This window comes from Alcaligenes sp. 1735tsa3, from assembly GCF_024134565.1.
In the GTDB taxonomy this organism is placed as follows: domain Bacteria; phylum Pseudomonadota; class Gammaproteobacteria; order Burkholderiales; family Burkholderiaceae_B; genus Alcaligenes; species Alcaligenes phenolicus.
Map to the genome: position 1 here is coordinate 1,803,793 of NZ_CP099862.1, position 17,904 is coordinate 1,821,696.

17 protein-coding genes and 1 riboswitch are annotated in these 17,904 nt (G+C 57.0%); of the genes, 9 read left to right on the plus strand and 8 right to left on the minus strand.

Annotated features, from left to right (window positions below; all coding sequences use genetic code 11):
• The first annotated feature begins 22 nt into the window (after positions 1-22).
• Both fur and hisI read left to right on the plus strand, forming a co-directional pair.
• On the plus strand, positions 23-481 hold the full coding sequence (gene fur / locus NIZ92_RS08305; RefSeq protein ID WP_060185930.1) for a ferric iron uptake transcriptional regulator: 459 nt from the start codon (positions 23-25) through the stop codon (positions 479-481).
• Between the two features lie 28 nt (positions 482-509).
• Positions 510-986, plus strand: coding sequence for a phosphoribosyl-AMP cyclohydrolase (gene hisI, locus NIZ92_RS08310; protein ID WP_254003071.1), 477 nt, complete (start codon positions 510-512; stop codon positions 984-986).
• Between the two features lie 67 nt (positions 987-1,053).
• Here the strand turns inward: hisI and NIZ92_RS08315 are convergent, their stop codons facing one another.
• On the minus strand, positions 1,054-1,935 hold the full coding sequence (locus NIZ92_RS08315; RefSeq protein ID WP_009454645.1) for a LysR substrate-binding domain-containing protein: 882 nt from the start codon (positions 1,933-1,935) through the stop codon (positions 1,054-1,056).
• Between the two features lie 171 nt (positions 1,936-2,106).
• Between NIZ92_RS08315 and NIZ92_RS08320 the strand changes: the two genes are divergently transcribed.
• Positions 2,107-3,648 (plus strand): MFS transporter, encoded by a 1,542-nt coding sequence (locus NIZ92_RS08320; RefSeq protein ID WP_254003072.1) that lies wholly within the window; start codon positions 2,107-2,109, stop codon positions 3,646-3,648.
• Between the two features lie 107 nt (positions 3,649-3,755).
• Here NIZ92_RS08320 and NIZ92_RS08325 read toward each other — a convergent pair whose 3' ends face one another.
• From NIZ92_RS08325 to NIZ92_RS08345, 5 genes are all read right to left on the minus strand, one after another.
• Positions 3,756-5,276 (minus strand): tripartite tricarboxylate transporter permease, encoded by a 1,521-nt coding sequence (locus tag NIZ92_RS08325; RefSeq protein WP_021446689.1) that lies wholly within the window; start codon positions 5,274-5,276, stop codon positions 3,756-3,758.
• 3 nt (positions 5,277-5,279) lie between these two features.
• Positions 5,280-5,729 (minus strand): tripartite tricarboxylate transporter TctB family protein, encoded by a 450-nt coding sequence (locus NIZ92_RS08330; RefSeq protein WP_026482781.1) that lies wholly within the window; start codon positions 5,727-5,729, stop codon positions 5,280-5,282.
• Positions 5,730-5,876: 147 nt separating this feature from the next.
• Complete coding sequence (locus NIZ92_RS08335; protein ID WP_226348878.1) at positions 5,877-7,235, minus strand: HAMP domain-containing sensor histidine kinase; 1,359 nt, start codon at positions 7,233-7,235, stop codon at positions 5,877-5,879.
• A complete protein-coding gene (locus NIZ92_RS08340; RefSeq protein ID WP_035268013.1) occupies positions 7,228-7,947 on the minus strand; it encodes a response regulator transcription factor in 720 nt (239 codons plus the stop codon). The genes NIZ92_RS08335 and NIZ92_RS08340 overlap by 8 nt, the downstream gene beginning before the upstream one ends.
• A 301-nt stretch (positions 7,948-8,248) precedes the next feature.
• A complete protein-coding gene (locus tag NIZ92_RS08345; protein ID WP_251197184.1) occupies positions 8,249-9,247 on the minus strand; it encodes an AraC family transcriptional regulator in 999 nt (332 codons plus the stop codon).
• Between the two features lie 61 nt (positions 9,248-9,308).
• Here NIZ92_RS08345 and NIZ92_RS08350 point away from each other — a divergent pair, with 61 nt between their 5' ends.
• Positions 9,309-10,526: an MFS transporter gene (locus tag NIZ92_RS08350; protein WP_254003073.1), complete on the plus strand. Its 1,218-nt coding sequence runs from the start codon at positions 9,309-9,311 to the stop codon at positions 10,524-10,526.
• A gap of 78 nt (positions 10,527-10,604) precedes the next feature.
• Here NIZ92_RS08350 and thiD read toward each other — a convergent pair whose 3' ends face one another.
• Both thiD and NIZ92_RS08360 read right to left on the minus strand, forming a co-directional pair.
• Entirely contained in the window at positions 10,605-11,429 is an 825-nt protein-coding gene (gene thiD / locus NIZ92_RS08355) for a bifunctional hydroxymethylpyrimidine kinase/phosphomethylpyrimidine kinase (protein ID WP_254003074.1), read from the minus strand.
• Positions 11,426-11,899 carry an NUDIX hydrolase gene (locus tag NIZ92_RS08360; protein ID WP_060185924.1) on the minus strand — a complete coding sequence of 158 codons (474 nt, stop codon included), beginning with the start codon at positions 11,897-11,899 and terminating at the stop codon, positions 11,426-11,428. The genes thiD and NIZ92_RS08360 overlap by 4 nt, the downstream gene beginning before the upstream one ends.
• Positions 11,900-11,943: 44 nt before the next feature.
• Positions 11,944-12,062, minus strand: a riboswitch (TPP riboswitch).
• Between the two features lie 132 nt (positions 12,063-12,194).
• Between NIZ92_RS08360 and NIZ92_RS08365 the strand changes: the two genes are divergently transcribed.
• The 5 genes from NIZ92_RS08365 (at position 12,195) to NIZ92_RS08385 (ending at position 17,901) form a co-directional block, all read left to right on the plus strand.
• A complete protein-coding gene (locus NIZ92_RS08365) occupies positions 12,195-13,127 on the plus strand; it encodes a LysR family transcriptional regulator (RefSeq protein WP_060185923.1) in 933 nt (310 codons plus the stop codon).
• Between the two features lie 116 nt (positions 13,128-13,243).
• Entirely contained in the window at positions 13,244-15,349 is a 2,106-nt protein-coding gene (locus tag NIZ92_RS08370) for an FUSC family protein (RefSeq protein WP_254003075.1), read from the plus strand.
• Positions 15,342-15,536: a DUF1656 domain-containing protein gene (locus tag NIZ92_RS08375; RefSeq protein WP_035268004.1), complete on the plus strand. Its 195-nt coding sequence runs from the start codon at positions 15,342-15,344 to the stop codon at positions 15,534-15,536. Before NIZ92_RS08370 ends, NIZ92_RS08375 begins: the two co-directional genes overlap by 8 nt.
• Entirely contained in the window at positions 15,529-16,458 is a 930-nt protein-coding gene (locus tag NIZ92_RS08380; RefSeq protein WP_254003076.1) for an HlyD family secretion protein, read from the plus strand. The genes NIZ92_RS08375 and NIZ92_RS08380 overlap by 8 nt, the downstream gene beginning before the upstream one ends.
• A 9-nt stretch (positions 16,459-16,467) precedes the next feature.
• Positions 16,468-17,901, plus strand: coding sequence for an efflux transporter outer membrane subunit (locus NIZ92_RS08385; protein ID WP_254003077.1), 1,434 nt, complete (start codon positions 16,468-16,470; stop codon positions 17,899-17,901).
• Positions 17,902-17,904: the final 3 nt, after the last annotated feature.

Genomic DNA, 17,904 nt, shown 5'->3' on the forward strand with positions numbered 1-17,904 from the left:
CCCGTTCAGCAAGGAGTACGTCGTGACGGATTCAAAAGAGCTTAAAGAGCGAGGCCTGAAGGTGACGACGGCTCGTATCCAGATTCTTGAGATATTCCAGGCCCCCGGCATTCGTCATTTGACGGCAGACGATGTGTATCGCCAACTGATCCGGCAAGGCAGTGAGATTGGCCTGGCGACTGTCTACCGGGTGCTGACCCAGCTGCAACAGGCAGGCTTGCTAAAGCAGGTTTATTTCGAATCCGGCCGGGCGCTGTATGAGCTGGACGATGGCGAACACCATGATCACCTGATTTGCACGGACTGCGGGCGTGTGCAGGAGTTCCATGATCAGACGATCGAGCAGCAGCAAAAAATGATTGCTCAGGAGCGGGGCTTTCAGGTTATGGAACATAGTCATGTGGTGTACGGACGCTGCCTGAAGCCGGATTGTGAATATCGCCCGGAACCCATGATGACAAGGAGAAAACGTGAAGACTGAAGGACAAGACACAAGATCTGCTGACAATATGGCAGTACAAATAAACCGCCGAATCTCGGTAGAGCAGGTGGAGGAGGGCCACGAACTGGCCCCCAAATTTGACGAACAGGGCCTGATTGCCTGCATCACGACAGACGCTAACAATGGCGAGATCTTGATGCTGGGTTACATGAACCGGGAAGCCCTGGAAAAGACCATACAGACCGGTGAAGCCCATTACTGGAGTCGCTCGCGTCAAATGCTCTGGCATAAAGGTGCCAGCAGTGGACTGGTGCAGACGGTAGAGGAAATGCGTATCGACGACGACCAGGATGCAGTGTGGTTACGTGTGCGGGTAGCCGGTTCCGGGGCCAGTTGCCACGTAGGCTATTACTCCTGTTTCTACAGACAGGTGCCGGTTGGTGTCGAGCATAGCAAGGGTCAGGATCTGGTTTTTGTGGAGTCCGCCAAGACCTTTGATCCCAAAGACGTGTATGGGGATGCGCCCAATCCCACTGTGCTTTAAAGGGTGCTCATGCTGGCGGGGCTGGGCGAACTTCACGTTTACTTCTGGCCGCCTGAACCTGTGCTGATCAGGACGATGCAACCCCCGTCAGTCGGGTAGAGCGATGCTCCCGATAAGCCGCTGCCAAGGTCCGCAAGGCTTCCCGCGAGCGTTGATCGGTCAGCGTTGAGTGCAACACAATCCGGGAAGGGGGCAGGGCTGGCAGTCCCAGACGTTGGCCCACATCAATTGCATCTGGCGGCGCCAGGCGGCATGAAAATGCCGCGACCGCCAAACCGGCAGAGACCGCCGCCATCACGGCCGCATGGCCACCGCCCACAAACACTTCATTCCACTCAATCCCGGCAGTGCTTAACGCGTGTGTCGCAATATCCCGCACGCCACAGCAGGGAGCCAGGGCGGCCAGCCGTAAAGGTTTGCCTTCTTGCTGATGAAAGCAGGGTGCCGCAAACCAGGCAAAGTGTTCAGGCCCCAGGTCCTCTCCGTCACGGCGATGATCCTCCTGGCGCACGATGACGGCATCCAGCTCTCCCTTGTCAAAATCTTCCAGCAAGCGATGCGAGCTTTCCAGGCGAACTTCAATCGTCAGGGCAGGGTCTCGTTCATTCAAACGGGACAACAAAGTAGGGACTTCCGGCCCGGCAACGTGCTGGGCAATTCCCAAACGAAAGCGGCGGCAATCGCAGAGCAGGGCGGCTCTGGCGCGGTCGTGTGCAGCAATGAATTCCCGTGCGGGATTAATGAAAACCGTACCTTGAGCAGACAGCCGTACCAGCCTTGGAGTGCGTTCGATCAGCTTGTAACCCAGGCGCTCTTCCAGGCGTTTCAGCTTCACGCTGATCGCGCCTTGTGTGGTGCCCAAGGCTTCTGCGGCTTTGGTAAAGCTTTGGAACTCGGCAATGCTCACAAAAGCTTGTACGGACTCCACATCCAGAACAGGGCGGCTCATGATCTATCCATATTTGTTGTTTCTGATATGCCCGATCATAGCATTGATGAATGACTAGCCCGTCCCTACTATCTCTCCTGACTGAGCGGTCCCGTGCTTTTGGGTTTTGGTGTCCGCACTTTGGCTCGCCGGGACGGCGACGTGTATTGACGACTTTTTGGAAAGATAACGATGACTCCCTCTATCTCGAGTCAGGGCCGCTACGCCTTGGCTGCCGTGTGCTTGTCAGCCTTGATGCTGGGCCTGGAGATCTCCAGCGTGCCGCCGATTTTATCCACCATAGAACAGGTCATGGGGGCCAGTTTCCGGCAACTGCAATGGGTGATGGCAGCCTACACCATTGCCATGACGACCATTCTGATGGGGGTAGGCACTTTGGCGGATCGCTACGGCCGCAAGCGCATTTTTACGATCGGGATTGTGGCGTTCGGGGTCACTTCCCTGGTGTGCGGACTGACGGAAAGTGCAGCTGTTCTGATTGGCGCCCGTTTTCTGCAAGGCTTGAGCGCTGCCATGATGCTGATCTGCCAGATCGCGATTTTGTCGAACCAGTTTCGGGACGGACAACAGCGTGGCAAGGCCTTTGCGTGGTGGGGTGTGGTCTTTGGTGCCGGGCTGGGTTTTGGGCCTATTGTGGGTGGCCTGATTCTGACTCTGGCCAGCTGGGAATGGGTGTTTTTGATTCACGCCGTACTGGCCATTATTACCTTGCTGCTGGCGCGCGCTGGCGTACAGGAGTCGCGTGATCCGGGCGCCAGCACCTTGGACGTAGCCGGTATTGCCACCTTGTCCTTGGCCGTGTTTTGCCTGGTGCTGTTTGTCACTCAGGGGCCGGTGCTGGGCTTTGCCAGCCTGCCAGCCTTGAGCATTATTACCCTGTCCGTCCTTAGCCTGATTGCCTTTGTAATCGTGGAGCAGCGCAGTGTTAGGCCCATGCTGGAGTTCTCCGTATTTCGTATCCGCAGTTTCTCCGGTGCCTTGTTGGGCTCGATGGGGCAGAACTTCAGCTTCTGGCCCTTCATCATCTATTTGCCCATCTACTTTCATGTGGGGCTGGGGTATGACAGTGTGCAAACTGGCCTGGCCTTGTTGGCGTACACCTTGCCGACCTTGTTTGTGCCTCCGTTTGCCGAGCGTCTGGCACAGCGTTGGCAGCCGGGTGGAGTCATTACGCTAGGTCTGTTCTTGATTGGCCTGGGCTTTGTAGTGATGAAGATAGGCAGTGTTTCCGACCAACCGGGCTGGCTGATTCTGCCAGGCTGTGTGCTGGCCGGGATTGGTCTGGGCATGGCCAATACTACGACCACCAATGTAATTACCGCCTCGGTGTCGGCTGAGCGGGCTGGCATGGCGTCGGGGGCGGATACCAGTGCCCGCATGATCTCCCTGGCCTTCAATATTGCCGTGATGGGCTTTGTTCTGGTGCAAGGCATCATGAGTGATCTGCGTGCTCGCCTGGGTATTGCTGTTGATGGCGAACTGCGTCATCTGGCTGAAAAAGTAGCCTCTGGCGACATCAATATCGTGTCGCAAAGCAGCGCCTTGCTGGCGAATGCCGCCGATCCTGTCGAGGCGGTTCATGCAGCCCTGATTGCTGGTTTTGGCTGGGTCATGGTGTACGGTGCGCTAACTGCCTTTGCTTTGGCGGCCTTAAGTCATCTGGTGTTTGGGTCCGCCAGGAAGAGTGCACAGGCGTGTTGCAGTCCTGGATAGGGGCAGGCACAAAAAAGCCGGGCTCATTTGCCCGGCTTTTTCTTATGGAGGCTGCAGTAAAAGCATTGCGTTTAGCCTATCCCCCATGACTAGTGGTTGCCAGTGCTTCAAGCCTTGGCCAGGGCTCCCAGCTTTTTCTGGCTGTTCGAGCGCCAGAACGAGTAGCTCAGTCCCAGCATCAGCAAGATGCACGCAATGATAAAGACCATGCTGATCGGGCGCTCCAGGAAGATCATCGGATCACCACGCGAGAGCAGCAGAGCACGGCGGAAGTTTTCTTCTACCATCGGTCCCAAGACAAAGCCCAGCAGCAAGGGGGCCGCCTCAAAGCGCAGGCGCATGAAGAAGTAACCCAGCACCCCAAACAGCAGCACGATATTCACATCGAACAGGTTGTTGTTGGTGCTATAGACACCCACGCACACAAAGAACAAGGCAGCGGGGTACAGGTACTTGAAGGGCACGGACAGCAGGCGCACCCACATGCCGATCAAGGGCAGGTTCAGCACCAGCAGCAGGATGTTGCCCACCCAGAAACTGGCGATCAGGCCCCAGAACATATCGGCGTGCTCGACCACCATTTGCGGGCCAGGCTGGATGCCGTGAATGATCAGCGCGCCCAGCATCAAGGCCATGACCGGGTCGCCGGGAATACCCAGGCTCAGGGTAGGAATGAAGCTGGTCTGGGTAGAGGCACTGGTGGCGGCTTCGGGCGAAGCAATGCCCTCAATCGCACCACGTCCAAAGCGCTCGGGGTTCTTGGCAACTTTCTTTTCCGTGGCGTAGGCAATGAAAGACGCAATGGTCGGGCCAGTGCCGGGCAGAATCCCGAAAGCCGCACCAATCGCAGTACCGCGCACCAGAGCGCCTTTGGATTGCTTGATATCGCCTTTTTCCGGACGCAGGGAGCGGGTGGAGACTTTACCAATGGCCTTGGTGTGGCCGCTATTGATCCGGTTGATGTTCTTCAGGAAGTCCGCAATACCGAACAGGCCCATGGCCAGCGCCACAATCTGCAAGCCGTCCTGCAGTTCCGGAATATTGAAATCAAAGCGCGATACACCACTGTTCACATCCGTGCCGACCACGCCAAAGATCAAACCCATGACGACCATGGCCACGCCCTTGATGGCAGAACCTTTGGCCAGTGTGGCGCCGGCCAGCAGGCCCAGCATCATCATGGAAAAGTATTCAGCCGGGCCGAATTTGAATGCAATATCGACCAGCGCGGGCGAGAACAGAATCATGGCCAGAATGCCAATGGTGGCTCCAAAAAAGGAGGACAACATCAACATGAACAGGGCCGATCCGGCCTTGCCGTTGCGGGCCATGGGGTTGCCGTCCAGACACGCCACCGCGTGCGAGGCGGTACCGGGCAGATTCAGCATGATGGAAGTAATACCGCCACCGTACTGGGAGCCGTAGTAAATACCGGCCAACATAATCAGGGCGGCGGTCGGGGTCATGGCGTAGGTCAGGGGCAGCAGGATGGAGATGGCTGCCAGCACACCCATGCCGGGCAGCACCCCGATCAGGTTCCCCATGAACACGCCAAACACGGCCCACATCAGGTTGTCCAATTGAAAGGCAACGCTAAAGCCGTGCATCAGGTTAGATAGAATTTCCATGGCTTAGCCCCAAGTGAACAGGGGGAATTGCAGCTCTAGCCCCCAGGAGAAAATAACCACACCCAGCAGCGTCACGAAAATGGACAGCAGCAGGGCGGTGAGCCAGGAATGTTCCTTGTCGCCCATGGCAGAGATGAACACCAGGGCAAAGGTGGCGGGAACCAGTCCGCCGTAGCGACCCAGAATAATGAAGGCGATGATGCCACCCACAATCGCCATCCAGCCACGCCATTGCGGCGGGCCGTAGTCCTCCTCCTGCTCATCGTCGTGCGCGGCGGTCTCTACAAACAGGTACAGAGCGCCCAGCACAATCATCACGATGCCCAGCAGAAACGGGAAGTAGCCCGGTCCCATGCGGGCCATGGTGCCCAAGGAGTATTTCTGTCCCATCAGGACGGTAAATACGCCTACTCCCACCATCAGGCCGGCTGAATAATATTTTTGTCTGCTCATGAATCTCCTCATTCCCCTAAAGCAAGCATGATTTTTATAAACCCTGAAAAAGAGCAATTAAAAATGAGGCTAGCTTAGCGGAGCAGGAGAGGGCTTAGGGTGACAGTTTCATTACCTTTTGGTCATGTTTGAATGGCTTGGTAAGGCTTAAACAGGCAGCACAATGGTGACTTTCAAGCCGGATACTCCTTTGGAGAAAATCAGCTCGCCCCGGTGCAATTCAATAATGGCGGCAACGCTGGTTAATCCCAATCCAAATCCTTCACTATCATTATTGAATCTATAAAAATACTTGCCTACGTTTTCATATTCGCTTTCTGGTAATCCCGGGCCATCATCTTCCACAATGATGGAGATTTTATTGTCAAAGCGTTTTTTAATTTCAACGCTGGCATGGGAATGGGCGTATTTAACAGCGTTATCCACCAGATTGGCTAAAGCACTGGCTAATAAATTGCTGTCGCCATTAATAATGACTCTGTCGATTTTCTTTTTCTGCAGCGTGACGCCCTTTTCTTCAGCGAAAAAGCTGTACAAGTCCAGAACGTCTTCGGCAATCACTTCCAGATTGCAGGCCTTGAAGTTCTGTCTTTGCACACCGGCATTCAGCTCGGCAATTTGTAGCAGCTTGCCCAGCAGCACGCTCAGGTTCTCTACTTCTTCAATCGCGTCTTGCTGTGCTTCCCGGACATGCGGGGGGACGCCAGGCAGGTTCTGGGTTTCACGCAGCTTGCCAACGATGCGGGTGAGCGGGGTGCGGATATTGTGGGCCACGGTATCGGAGATATGCCGCGCGCCTTGCATCAGGCTCTCGATCTTGTCCAGCATGCGGTTGATGTCGTGGTGGATCAGACCAAAGACGTCCTCGCTCTCGGAGGTGATACGCTTGGAAATGTCGCCCGCGCCCACCTGTTCGGTCAGCAGGCGGATGCGGCCCACGCGGTATTTCAGCTCATTGCTAAAGACATAGGCGCCCAGAATTACCAGCATCAAGGCCAGGATCATGGAGGTGACGATGATGCGGCTAAGCATGGCGCGCAGCTCGATCAAGGTGCCCAGCTCGTGGCCGACCACCAGGGTTTCGCCGCCGGACAGTTTGGTGACGCGGACATTGCCTTCGGACAGCGCGTCGATATGCTTGATCTGCACTTCCACCACTTGTCGTTCTGGCAGGTTGTTCAGGCCGGGGATCTCGCTGATATTGCCCACCAGGGTGTGATTGAATTCGTCCAGCAGCAGATAGATTTCCTGGCCCGAATCAATCCGGTCCGATAGGGTCAGCTCGATCATGCGCAGGATCTCTTCGCGCCCGCCGACTTCGTAGGCAATGCTAAGCCGCTGTACGGCGACGTTGATTTGCCGCAGGTGCTCGTCGCGCAAGGCTCCAAACACCTGAACATAGAAAAAACCGATTAAAAACAGCGTGGTGAAGATGGCCAGGATGCTGTAGTTCAAGGTCAGCCGGAAGGAGGTGGACTCCCACAGGCGTTTGATGAAATCAATCATCGCAGCGCTTTAGCTTGAAACCGTCGATGCTGTCCTTGTCGCTAAGTACATAGCCACGGCCACGCACGGTATGGATCAGGGGAGTGGCGCCTTCCTTGTCCACCTTGCGCCGCAAACGACTGACCAGCACATCAATCACATTGGATTGCGGGTCGAAGTTATAGCCCCAGACCACTTCCAGCAGCATGGTGCGGGTAACGATCTTGTGGCTGTTCATCAGCAGGTAGGACAGCAGCTTGATTTCGCGAGGTTGTAGTTCCAGCACCTCGTCGCCACGGGAGATTTTCTGGTTGCGGATATTCATGACCAGATCATCCACCTGCAGATTCTTGATTTCTGCATTGTCACTGCTGCGGCGTATCAGGGCGTGCAGGCGGGCGGCCAACTCCTGAAAGGAAAAGGGCTTGATTAAATAATCATCGCCACCGGCTTTCAAACCATCAACTTTATCGTCCACACCGGATAAGGCACTTAATACCAGTACGGGGACTTTTTTACCTAAAGATCGCAAAGTAAAAAGAATGGACAGGCCATCGACATTATTGGGAAGCATGCGATCAAGAATAATCACATCCCATACGTCTTTCATGGCATTTTCCAAACCGGAAACGCCATCATGACTGGTTACCACCGAATAGCCCAGTTCGGATAAGCCATTCACTAAATACCGGGCATTTTCCCGGTCGTCTTCAATCAGTAAACAATTCCACATTTGGCTTCTCGGAGATTTATGAAGTGGCAGACTTATCCATTCCAGGAATGGATTGATCAAAAAGGCTAATGCCGACTATGAGGTGAACATGACAAAACGGTAATGTTTGATGTCAGGAAATATAAATATTGATTCATCCTGTTAACACCGTCATGTGCTCTGAATTATAGGAGTAATTAGTCAGCACATTATTCTAATAAAAATCTCAGGGCTGTCGGGCTGGAAATCCAGAAATGCGCCGGAAATTGTCTGGGATGCTTGTCCGGTGGCTAAAGCGTCTGTCCGGGAAGGAGGGGGCGGGTCAGGTTCTGGACTGCCGACTGGCACCGGGAGCCTGTCCTTTCAGACGCTTGTAGGCCCGGCTGAACGCCGCCTGTGAGGTATAGCCCAAACGCTGGGCAATCGTTTCAATAGGCAGTTTTTCCTGACTCAGCCATTGGCTGGCCAGACCCATGCGTAATTCTGTGGCGTAACGCAGTGGAGACATGCCCAAGGTGGCCTGAAAGCGTTGGGCAAAGACGGAACGAGACAGGTGAGATTGTGCTGCCAACTCTGCCACTGTCCATTCGTAGCCAGGTTGGCGGTGCAGGGCCAGAATGGAACGTGCCAAGCGAGGATCGCGCAAGGCAGCCACCAGGCCGGAAGCATTGCCGCAGCCGGATTCAATCCAGCCGCGAACAATCATGGCGGCCGCCACTTCGGCCAAGCGAGCCATGATGCCGGCATAGCCAATCCGGCCCGCGCAGATTTCCCCTTTCATGGAATCCAGAATGGGCAGCAGGCCAGGATAGTTTTGGGCCCCAGTATTGGCAATCATGGCGCTGGGCATGAGTTTGCCCAGTCCGTGCATGCCGCCCAGATCAAACTCCATGCAACCGTAGAACAAAATTGCGCTAGGGGTGGGGTAGGAACTAGGGCATGTGCTGACACCGCTGACGGCCTGTCCCAGTGGAGCGGCCTCAAAGCTGTCTATGTGTTGAACCGAGACTTCTTCTTTGGAGAGGATTTGATGGCTTTCACCTTGCGGTAGAAACACGGTGCTGCCTGCTGAAAGCTTGTGAATCGTGCCATCACGGGTACGTAGAAATGCCGAACCTACAGCCAGAAAGTGAAAGTAGGCATGACCGGGTCGTTCTTCAAAACCCAGCCCAAAATGAGGCCCAGTTTGAATCCGGCGGTATTGCACCCCACGCAAGCGCATACCGGTCAGCAGTTCACTGATCAGGTCGGAGGACAGGGCGAATTGTTCTTGCTCGGTCATGTTCGGCGTTTCGATCAAATTTTCAAGACTGATCATCATAGATCATCCGGTTTCTGATCTCTAGACTGGGAGCTGTTTTTGTTTCTCCAGGGAAGTAGCGATGAGTCGTGATGTGTGTAATGCCAGTTTGCGGGCCCCGGTCATGGAACCTGCCTGGGTAGCTGTATTTTCATTGGCCATGGGTGTGTTTGGTTTGTTGACGGCGGAGTATTTGCCCGCCAGCTTGCTCACACCGATGGCCGTAGATTTGGGTGTATCGGAAGGCTTGGCAGGGCAGGCCGTCACAGTAACGGCGGTGGTCGCTTTGTTTTCGGGCCTGCTGGTTCCAGCGCTGACCCGTCGTTTTGACCGGCGTAATGTGTTGCTTGGTTTTACGCTGCTGATGATTGCATCGAACTTGCTGGTGGCGCTGTCCTCCAGCCTGACAGTGTTGCTCTTGATGCGGGTCCTGCTGGGGATTGCCCTGGGCGGCTTTTGGAGCATGGCGGCAGCCGTTGCCATGCGTCTGGTGCCGAGCCCCTTAGTGCCGCGTGCCTTGTCGATTATTTTTAGCGGGATTGCCGTGGGGACGGTGGTTTCGGTCCCTTTAGGCAGTTATCTGGGGGGCCTGTTCGGCTGGCGCAGCGCGTTCTTTGCGGCAGCGGCGGTTGGTGTCTTGACCTTGGTGTTTCAGTGGCTGACCTTGCCCAGCATGGCACCGCGTCAGCATGCACGCACTGCAACGGTACTGGATTTGCTGCGCAGGCCCGGTATTGCGATCGGTATGTTTGCCTGTGTGCTGGCCCATGGGGGGCAGTTTGTCCTGTTCACCTTTATTCGTCCGGCGCTGGAAGGTTTTGCCTCTATTGATATGGATGGCTTGGCCTTGATGCTTCTGGGCTTCGGACTGGCGAATTTCGTAGGCACCTTATTGGCGGGCTGGCTGATGGAACGCAGCTTGCGGGTGACTTTGGTCGTGATGCCCGCCTTGGTGGGTTTGGCGGCCTGGGGCATGGTCTGGCTGCCGGTGCACAATATGGGCTTGATGTGGCTGGTGGCGTTATGGGGACTGGCTTTCGGAGGGGTGCCAGTGGCCTGGTCCAATTGGGTGGCCAGTGCCATGCCCGATCAGGCGGAAGTGGCAGGCGGCATGGTGGTGGCGGCGGTGCAGTCCTCGATTGCTGCGGGGGCGGCAGTGGGTGGCTTCATGTTCGGCCTGGGCGGTGTTCCTATGGTGTTCCTCACGGGTGGGAGCGTGATGTTGTTTGCTGCGCTTTTGATTGCTTTACGGGTTACAGCGGATTGGCCGGCCTACCCCAGTGGGGAGCGGGCGCATTAAAAGGGGAGCCTGGGCCAGAGAGCCGGGCCGATTTGATGTGCTGCGGTCCACAGGTTGAAATCGGCCTGGCTTTTGAGTTCAAGATGTTTTGAGGGGTTCCAGCTTTGGCCACAAAGCATGGAAGTGATGGACTGGACCTTGCCCCAGGCCGATCTGCAATTGGTCAGCCGCGACCAAAGCGCCATTCAAGTATTCCTTGGCCAAGCCTACCGCAGCCGGCACGCTGCGGCCCGGTAGCAGGGCAGCAATGGCGGAGGACAGCGAACAGCCCGTGCCATGCGTGTTGCGTGTCGGGATGCGAGGCGACTGAAAAACATGGCTTTGCCCCTGACCTTGCAGCAAATCAACACTGTCCGGGCCATCCAGATGACCGCCCTTGAGCAGCACCCACTCAGGGCCTAGCAAGCACAGTTCGCTTAAGGTGCTGTGCATCTCTTGCAGCGAGGCGGGTTCCGGTTTGTGCAGCAGATCGCCCGCTTCGGGCAAGTTGGGGGTAAGCAGGGTACACATGGGCAGCAGCTTGTCGCGCACGATGGACACGGCTTCGGGGCTGAGCAAACGATCCCCGCTTTTGGCGACCATGACCGGGTCCAGCACAATCGGGCAGTCCAGGCCGTGATGGTGCAGGCGGTCTGCAATTGCTTCCGCAATCCCTGCAGTGGCGATCATGCCGATCTTGATGGCATCCACGCGCACATCCTCAAACACCGCATCCAACTGGTCCGCCACAAAGTCCGGCTCCAGCGCCACAAAACGCCGCACACCCTGGGTGTTTTGCGCGACCACGGCGGTAATCACGCTCATGCCGTAAGCGCCCAAGGCATACATGGCTTTCAGATCAGCCTGAATACCGGCACCGCTGGTCGGGTCCGTGCCCGCAATACTCAAAACATTGGGAATCATGCTTGGCCTGCTTGATCTTGAGTGGCAGCCAATGCCAGTGCCCGACGGGCAACTCGGACTACATCAAAGCTGTGTGCCACATCCAGACTGTCCAGTTCCGCATTGCTGAACCAGCGCGCGTCCAGCGCATCATCGCCCGCTTGTGGCTCGCCTTGCTGCCAGCGGAACAGCACGGCAATCAGAATGAAATGCGAGTAGGCCAAAGGTGTGGCGCTGGGTTCGCGGTCAAATACATCCAGCGCATCAAAGATCTGCAGGGCCTGGCCTTGTACGCCGGTTTCTTCGGCCAGTTCCCGGTGGGCCGCCGCCATGATGGTTTCGCCCGCGCGAATCTTGCCGCCGGGAAAGGCCCAACGTCCTGCATCGGGCCTATTGGCGCGGCGTATCAGCAAAATCCGGTCTTGATGGATGACGGCAGCCAGGGTGGCGGCAACCGGGCCGACGGGGGAGGGAGAGTGGTCAGAAGACAAGATAGCAACTCCTAGTCAAGGATAGCCATCCGGCAGCAAGCGGCGAGCAGGTACATACCCGTCCCTTCGCCGGCATGACCCGGATCAGGTTCAACGGGTCACTGCGGTGCAATCTGCTCGGGCAGTTTCTCAGCCTGCTCGCCAGGCTCCCCTCGGTGAAAAGACCGTTCCTGTAAAAACGGTCTGGGCGAGTATACCTGTCTTCGTCCCCAGACATGGCAGGCGGATGCATGCTTTGAGTATCATCTGGATGGCATTACGATTTCGTTTGACGCAACCATGAAAAGCTTCGACTATGGCTCGCCCTGACCTGAATTTATTGTTCGCACTGGATGCCTTGCTGGAGGAGGGCAGCGTCATGGGAGCGGCACGGCGCATGAATCTGAGCCCGCCTGCCATGAGCCGAACCTTGAGCCGCATTCGGGATACGCTGGATGATCCCGTGTTTGTGCAAGTGGGGCGCAAGCTGTTGCCTACACCCAGAGCCTATGCCTTGCGCGAACAAGTGCGGGCGGCGGTGGAGCAGGCAACCCAGGTGTTAAGTTCCAATACCGAGATTGATCTGCTGTCCCTGGAGCGCAGTTTCAATGTGCGTGCGACGGACGAATTTGTGAATGTGCATCTGGGCCATTTGCTGGAGGCCATGGCCAAGGAAATGCCCAAAGCCATGCTGCGCCTGTCTCCCGAAGAGGACGATATGGATGACGATGCCTTGCGTAGTGGCCGTATTGATCTGTTTATCAGCGCCTCACGCAAGCTGGCGCCGGATATTCACGTACAGCCCTTGTTCACGACGCATTTTGTGGGTGTCGCGCGGGAGCACCATCCTATCTTCGACGAAGACATTTCGCTGGAACGCTTTGTGCGCTGGGACCATATCAATGTGTCGCGGCGGGGCAAGGGCCGATCCAACCTGGATGCCTTGTTACAGGCCAGTGGCTTGCAGCGCAATGTGGCCCTGGTGGTGTCCAATCCCTACACCGCGCTGTTTGCCTTGCATGACTCCGATCTTTTGCTGCCGCTGCCCAAGCATCTGGCAAGCAGTGCCAAAGCGGCGGGCTTGGCGATCCGAGTGTTTGATTTGCCTGTGCCCATGGAGACAGCCATGTTGGTGCAGGCCTGGCACATGCGCTTGCAGACAGATCCGGCCCACCAATGGTTACGCACGACCATCCATCGCTTGTGTACCGAGGACGATGCGCAGACGGCCAAACGCAGCAAGCTGTAATTTAAATTGGTTTTCAAGTGCGTTTCACGCACTTGAGTGAGTGCAATAAATTCACTTTTCGGACGCATTGGGGACTTTTATAGTGATTTTCATTCATCACTGTAAAGAGTCCTCTTGTGTCGTCTGCCAGTCCCTCACCGCAGTCTGCCTCCGGGCTGAAAGCCTTTCTTGGTCGGATGGGTCTGGCCCTCAGTTCCGTGGATATCACCAGCCCTCGTGCAGGCTACATCCTGCGTTCCATTCTGGCCGCGTGGCTGGCCTTGTTAGTAGCCTATTTGCTGGATCTGCATGCGCCTTTTTCCGCCGCATCCAGCGTGCTACTGGTGATCAATCCGGTGCAAGGCGCGGTGATAGGCAAGGGAACCTGGCGGGTGCTGGGGACGCTGGTCGGAATGCTGGCCGCCTTTGTGTTGATGAGTGCCTTCGGGCAGGAACCTTGGCTGTTCTTGCTGGGCTTTGCGTTCTGGCTGGGCCTGTGCGTGATGGCCATGGGCTTGCTGCGCCACTACAAGTCTTACGGGGCGGCCTTGGCAGGTTATACGGTTGGCCTGGCGGTATACGGCGCCATGGGGCAAGCGCAACTGAGCTTTGATCATGTTATTGGGCGGGGTTCCTCGGTGCTGGTGGGCGTGCTGTGCCTGGGCGTGGTGTCTGCCTTGTTCAGTACCCGTAGCGTACGCAGTCGCTTGCAGGCCCAGTTATTGCGCCTGGCCTCGGAAACAGCCCGTGTACTGGCGGGCAGACAAGCGGCCCTTCATGCGTGCAAGACGGCAGAGAGTGAGCAGGAGCGTGTACGGCATCAATTGATGATGGATGTGTACGGGGCGGATGATTTGTTGTCGGTTGGCAAGGCGGAGTCTGCCGATTTGGCCGCCCGGGCGACCGCTTTGCGGCATGCCATTGCCTGCCTGTTTTCCGCCATGTTGGGGGGCGCGGGCCCGCTTCCGCAAACCTTTACACCCATGCCCGTCCTGGCGGCCTTGCGGCAAGAATGGGAGCAAGCCTGGAAGCAGGTTGCCCAACTGGTTTCACAGGGCCCGGACGGTTTGGAGCGAGCCCGTGCAGTGTTGATGCCGCTGCGTGCCCGCTTGCAGGAAATCTTGAATACCGGTCCTTTGGAGCGCCTGGCAGAACCGGCTCCGTTTCTGATTGCCGGGGATCGTCTGATTGAGCAGCTGGATGATTATCTGGCGGCCCTGGATAGCTTGCGTGCTCTGTATCGTTTGCCCACGCAAAGCTCATATCCCGCCATTCCTTTTTATCGGGATATTTCGCTGGCACTGGAAAACGGGGTTCGCGCCATGCTGACGGTGCTCTTGGGGGGCACATTCTGGATTCTGACGGGCTGGACGGACGGCAATATGATGCTAGCCGGTCTGGCGGCAGCCTGCGCCTTGTTGTCCCCGGCACCTAACCCACCTGCGGCGGCGATGGCATTTATCAAGGGCATTGCGCTTTCGATTGTGGCGGCCTTTTTATGCACCTTTGTGGTCCTGCCTTTGATCGAAGGCTTGCCACTGCTGCTGATTGTGCTGTCGCTGTTCTGGTTACCCGCCATTTATGCCACCACGGTGCCCAAATACGCCATGGTCGGTGTGGCCTATCTGGTGTCGTTTACGACCTTGGCCGCGCCATCCAACCCCATGCATTACGACTTCGAACTGTTCGTGAATAGTTCTGTGGCCTGGTTGCTGTGCACCTTCTTTACCTTGCTGGGTTTTCAGCTGTTTTGGCCTCGCAAACTGAGTCGGGATTTAAGCCGTCTGCAACTGCGTATTCGCGCCAACAGTCTGGCGGTGCTGCGTGGCAAGCGTTTTCAGCCGCAGATCTGGCGCTGGCGACAGCAGCATCGCCTGGCGCAATTGGGAGCCGGATTAAAGGCGCAGCCTGCGCAAATGCAGCAAGCCTTGTCGCAGGCTCTGGACAGCGTGCATCTGGGTTGGGAACTGCTGCGCTTGCAGTCGTATGTACGACAAGCCCAGGTGCCTGCCCATGTGTCCCAGCCCCTGAAAACTACCTTGCGTCATATGGCTCGCCGGGCTGATCAACCCCGTTTGGCAGCGCGCCATGCCCGGCGTCTTGCTCAGGCCGTGCAGTGCCGGGACGCTGAGCCGCAACATGATGGCCTGCGTCTGGCTGCTGTGCTGCTGGATATTGCGATGCTGCTGGAGCGCCACCCGGCGTCTGTTTCCCTTCAATCAGGAAGTGCTGTTCATGCTTAGTGAAGTTGCCCTGGCGGGCATGTATGTCCCGCCTTTTTTTGTCTACGTCTGCCTGGCGGTGCCTATTTATCTAGGGTTGCGTTACGTGCTGGTGCACACAGGCGTGTTGCGCCATGTTTGGCACCCGGCCTTGTTTGAGTTTGCCTTGTCCTTGTCCCTTGTCTCGGCCTTGATTCTGTATGTCTAAATTTCCTGCTTTGATCAAGCCAGTCAGCCGGTTTGTGCTGACGGCCTTCTTGCTGTTGATAACAGCCTATTTGCTGATGGCTTTGTGGAACGCCTATGTGCGGGCGCCCTGGACGCGAGATGGCCGGGTCAGCGCACAAATTGTGCGTATCGCGCCCGAAGTCTCGGGGACGGTGCGGGAGATGGCGGTTACTGATAATCAGCGGGTTCACAAGGGGGATGTCTTGTATCGCCTGGACCCCGCGCGTTTTCAGCTGGCGCTGGAGCAGGCGCAGTCCGAACTGGCGGCGGCAACAGCCATCCTGAACCAGAGGGCGGCAGAGGCCAAACGCCGTCGCGGTATGGAAAGCCTGCTGCCTGCTGAAGAAATCCAGCAAGCTCAGCACGCAGTGCGTATTGCCCAGGCCGAGCAGCGCAGCCGGCAATTGGTTGTGGACGCGGCCAAGCTGGACCTGGAGCGTTCGGTGCTGTACGCGCCTGTTGATGGTTATGTGACTCGCCTGCGTTTGAACGCGGGTGATTATGCGGTGGCGGGGCAGGCCAATATGGCTTTGCTGGATGCCCATAGTTTCTGGATGACGGGCTATTTTGAGGAAACCAAGCTGCAGGGTATTGAGCCGGGAGCTGAGGCTCGTATTCGTTTGATGGGCTATGAAGGCTTGATAGCCGGCCATGTCAGCAGCATCGGGCGCGGTATTACTGATGCCAATCAGCAAGCGGATGCGCAGGGCTTGCCCAGCGTGGAGCCCAACTTCAGCTGGATTCGTTTAGCGCAACGGATTCCGGTACGGGTGGAGTTTGATGATTTGCCGGCGGATGTGCTGTTGGCGGCCGGGATGACAGGCAGTGTGGCCGTCGGCCCCGCGCTGAACACGGGCAGTGCACAAGGCCGCATCAGTTCCTTTTTGCAGCGCTGGCTTTAAGAGGCGGGCATGGATAATTTTTTGTTGCCTGAACGTCACCGCGCACGCCGCTTTTTACCCTATGTGCTGCTGCTTCTGAGCTTGTCCGCTTGCACGACGGTAGGCCCCGATTATGTGGAGCCCAAACAGCCGCTTCCCGCTGCGTGGCTGCATGAACAAACAGGCTTTGCCAGGCAGGATCCGGACAGCTTGCGTCGCTGGTGGCAGCAATTCCAGGACCCGACGCTGGATGCGCTGGTGGAAAGAGCGTTGAGCCGTAATCAGGATCTGGATATTGCGGTGGCTCGTTTGACGCAGGCCAAGGCTGAACGCGGCCAGATTGCAGCTGATCTTGGCCCTCAGGTATCAGCCGGGGCGTCGGGGCAGGCGCGCCGCAATAGTAAAGCTCTGGACTCGCCACCTGGAGGGGAGTTACGAAACTGGCAGTTGGGGCTGGATGTCAGTTGGGAGCTGGATTTGTTTGGTGGCACTCGCAGGGCGATAGAGGCCGCCGATGCCGGTATTGAAGCGTTGGCGCAGGACCACGGTGGTTTGCAGGTCAGCTTGATTGCCGAGTTGGTCAGCCATTACGCCGGTTTGCGGGCGACGCAAAGACGGCTGGATATTGCCAGGGACAATGTGCGCAATCTGCGCGATACCGAACAGTTGGTGGAGCAATCCCGACGTCGCGGGTTGGCTCGTCAGTCTGAACTTTTGCAGGCCAGAGCCGAGCGTGAAATGGCACAGGCGCAGCTCCCGATACTGGAAGCCGACATTGCCCGTTTCAGTCATGGCATTGGTGTGTTGGCGGGCGGCTTTCCGGGCGACTGGCATGCGGTTCTGACGCAACCCGCGCCTGCCTTGCCCGTGCCGCCGCAATTGCCCGCGTTCCTGCCCTCGGATCTGATTCGCTCCCGGCCAGACTTGCGAGCAGATGAACGGCGTTTGGCTGCGGCCACGGCGCATATAGGTCAAGCCCAGGCACAACGCTTTCCGACGTTCCGGATTCCCTTGGGAATAGGGACTGCCGTCAGCGTGATTCACGACATCTTTTCCAGTGCCAGTCTGTTGTGGGCGGCAGGGCTGCAAGCGGAGCACAGCTTGTACGATGGTGGCCTTGCGCAATCGGGCATCGAAGCGGCACAAGCGAAGGCGCAAGCCGCTGAACTGATTTATGAGCGTGATGTGCATCTGGCTTTGCGGGAGGTGGAAGATGCCTTGACCTCTCTGCATAGCCAGGTACAACGTCAGAAGTCTTTGCAGGCCGCACTGCTCGATAGCGAACAGGCTTTGGAGCACGCGACGCAACTGTATAAAGCAGGCTTAAGTGCCTACTTGCCGATCCTGGTGGCACAGCGTAGCGCCAATCAGGCACGAGATGCCTTGACGCTTAGCCAGTGGGACGAGGTATTGGCTGCCATTGCTCTGTATAAATCGCTGGGAGCAGGCTGGCAGGAAAGCTGAGAC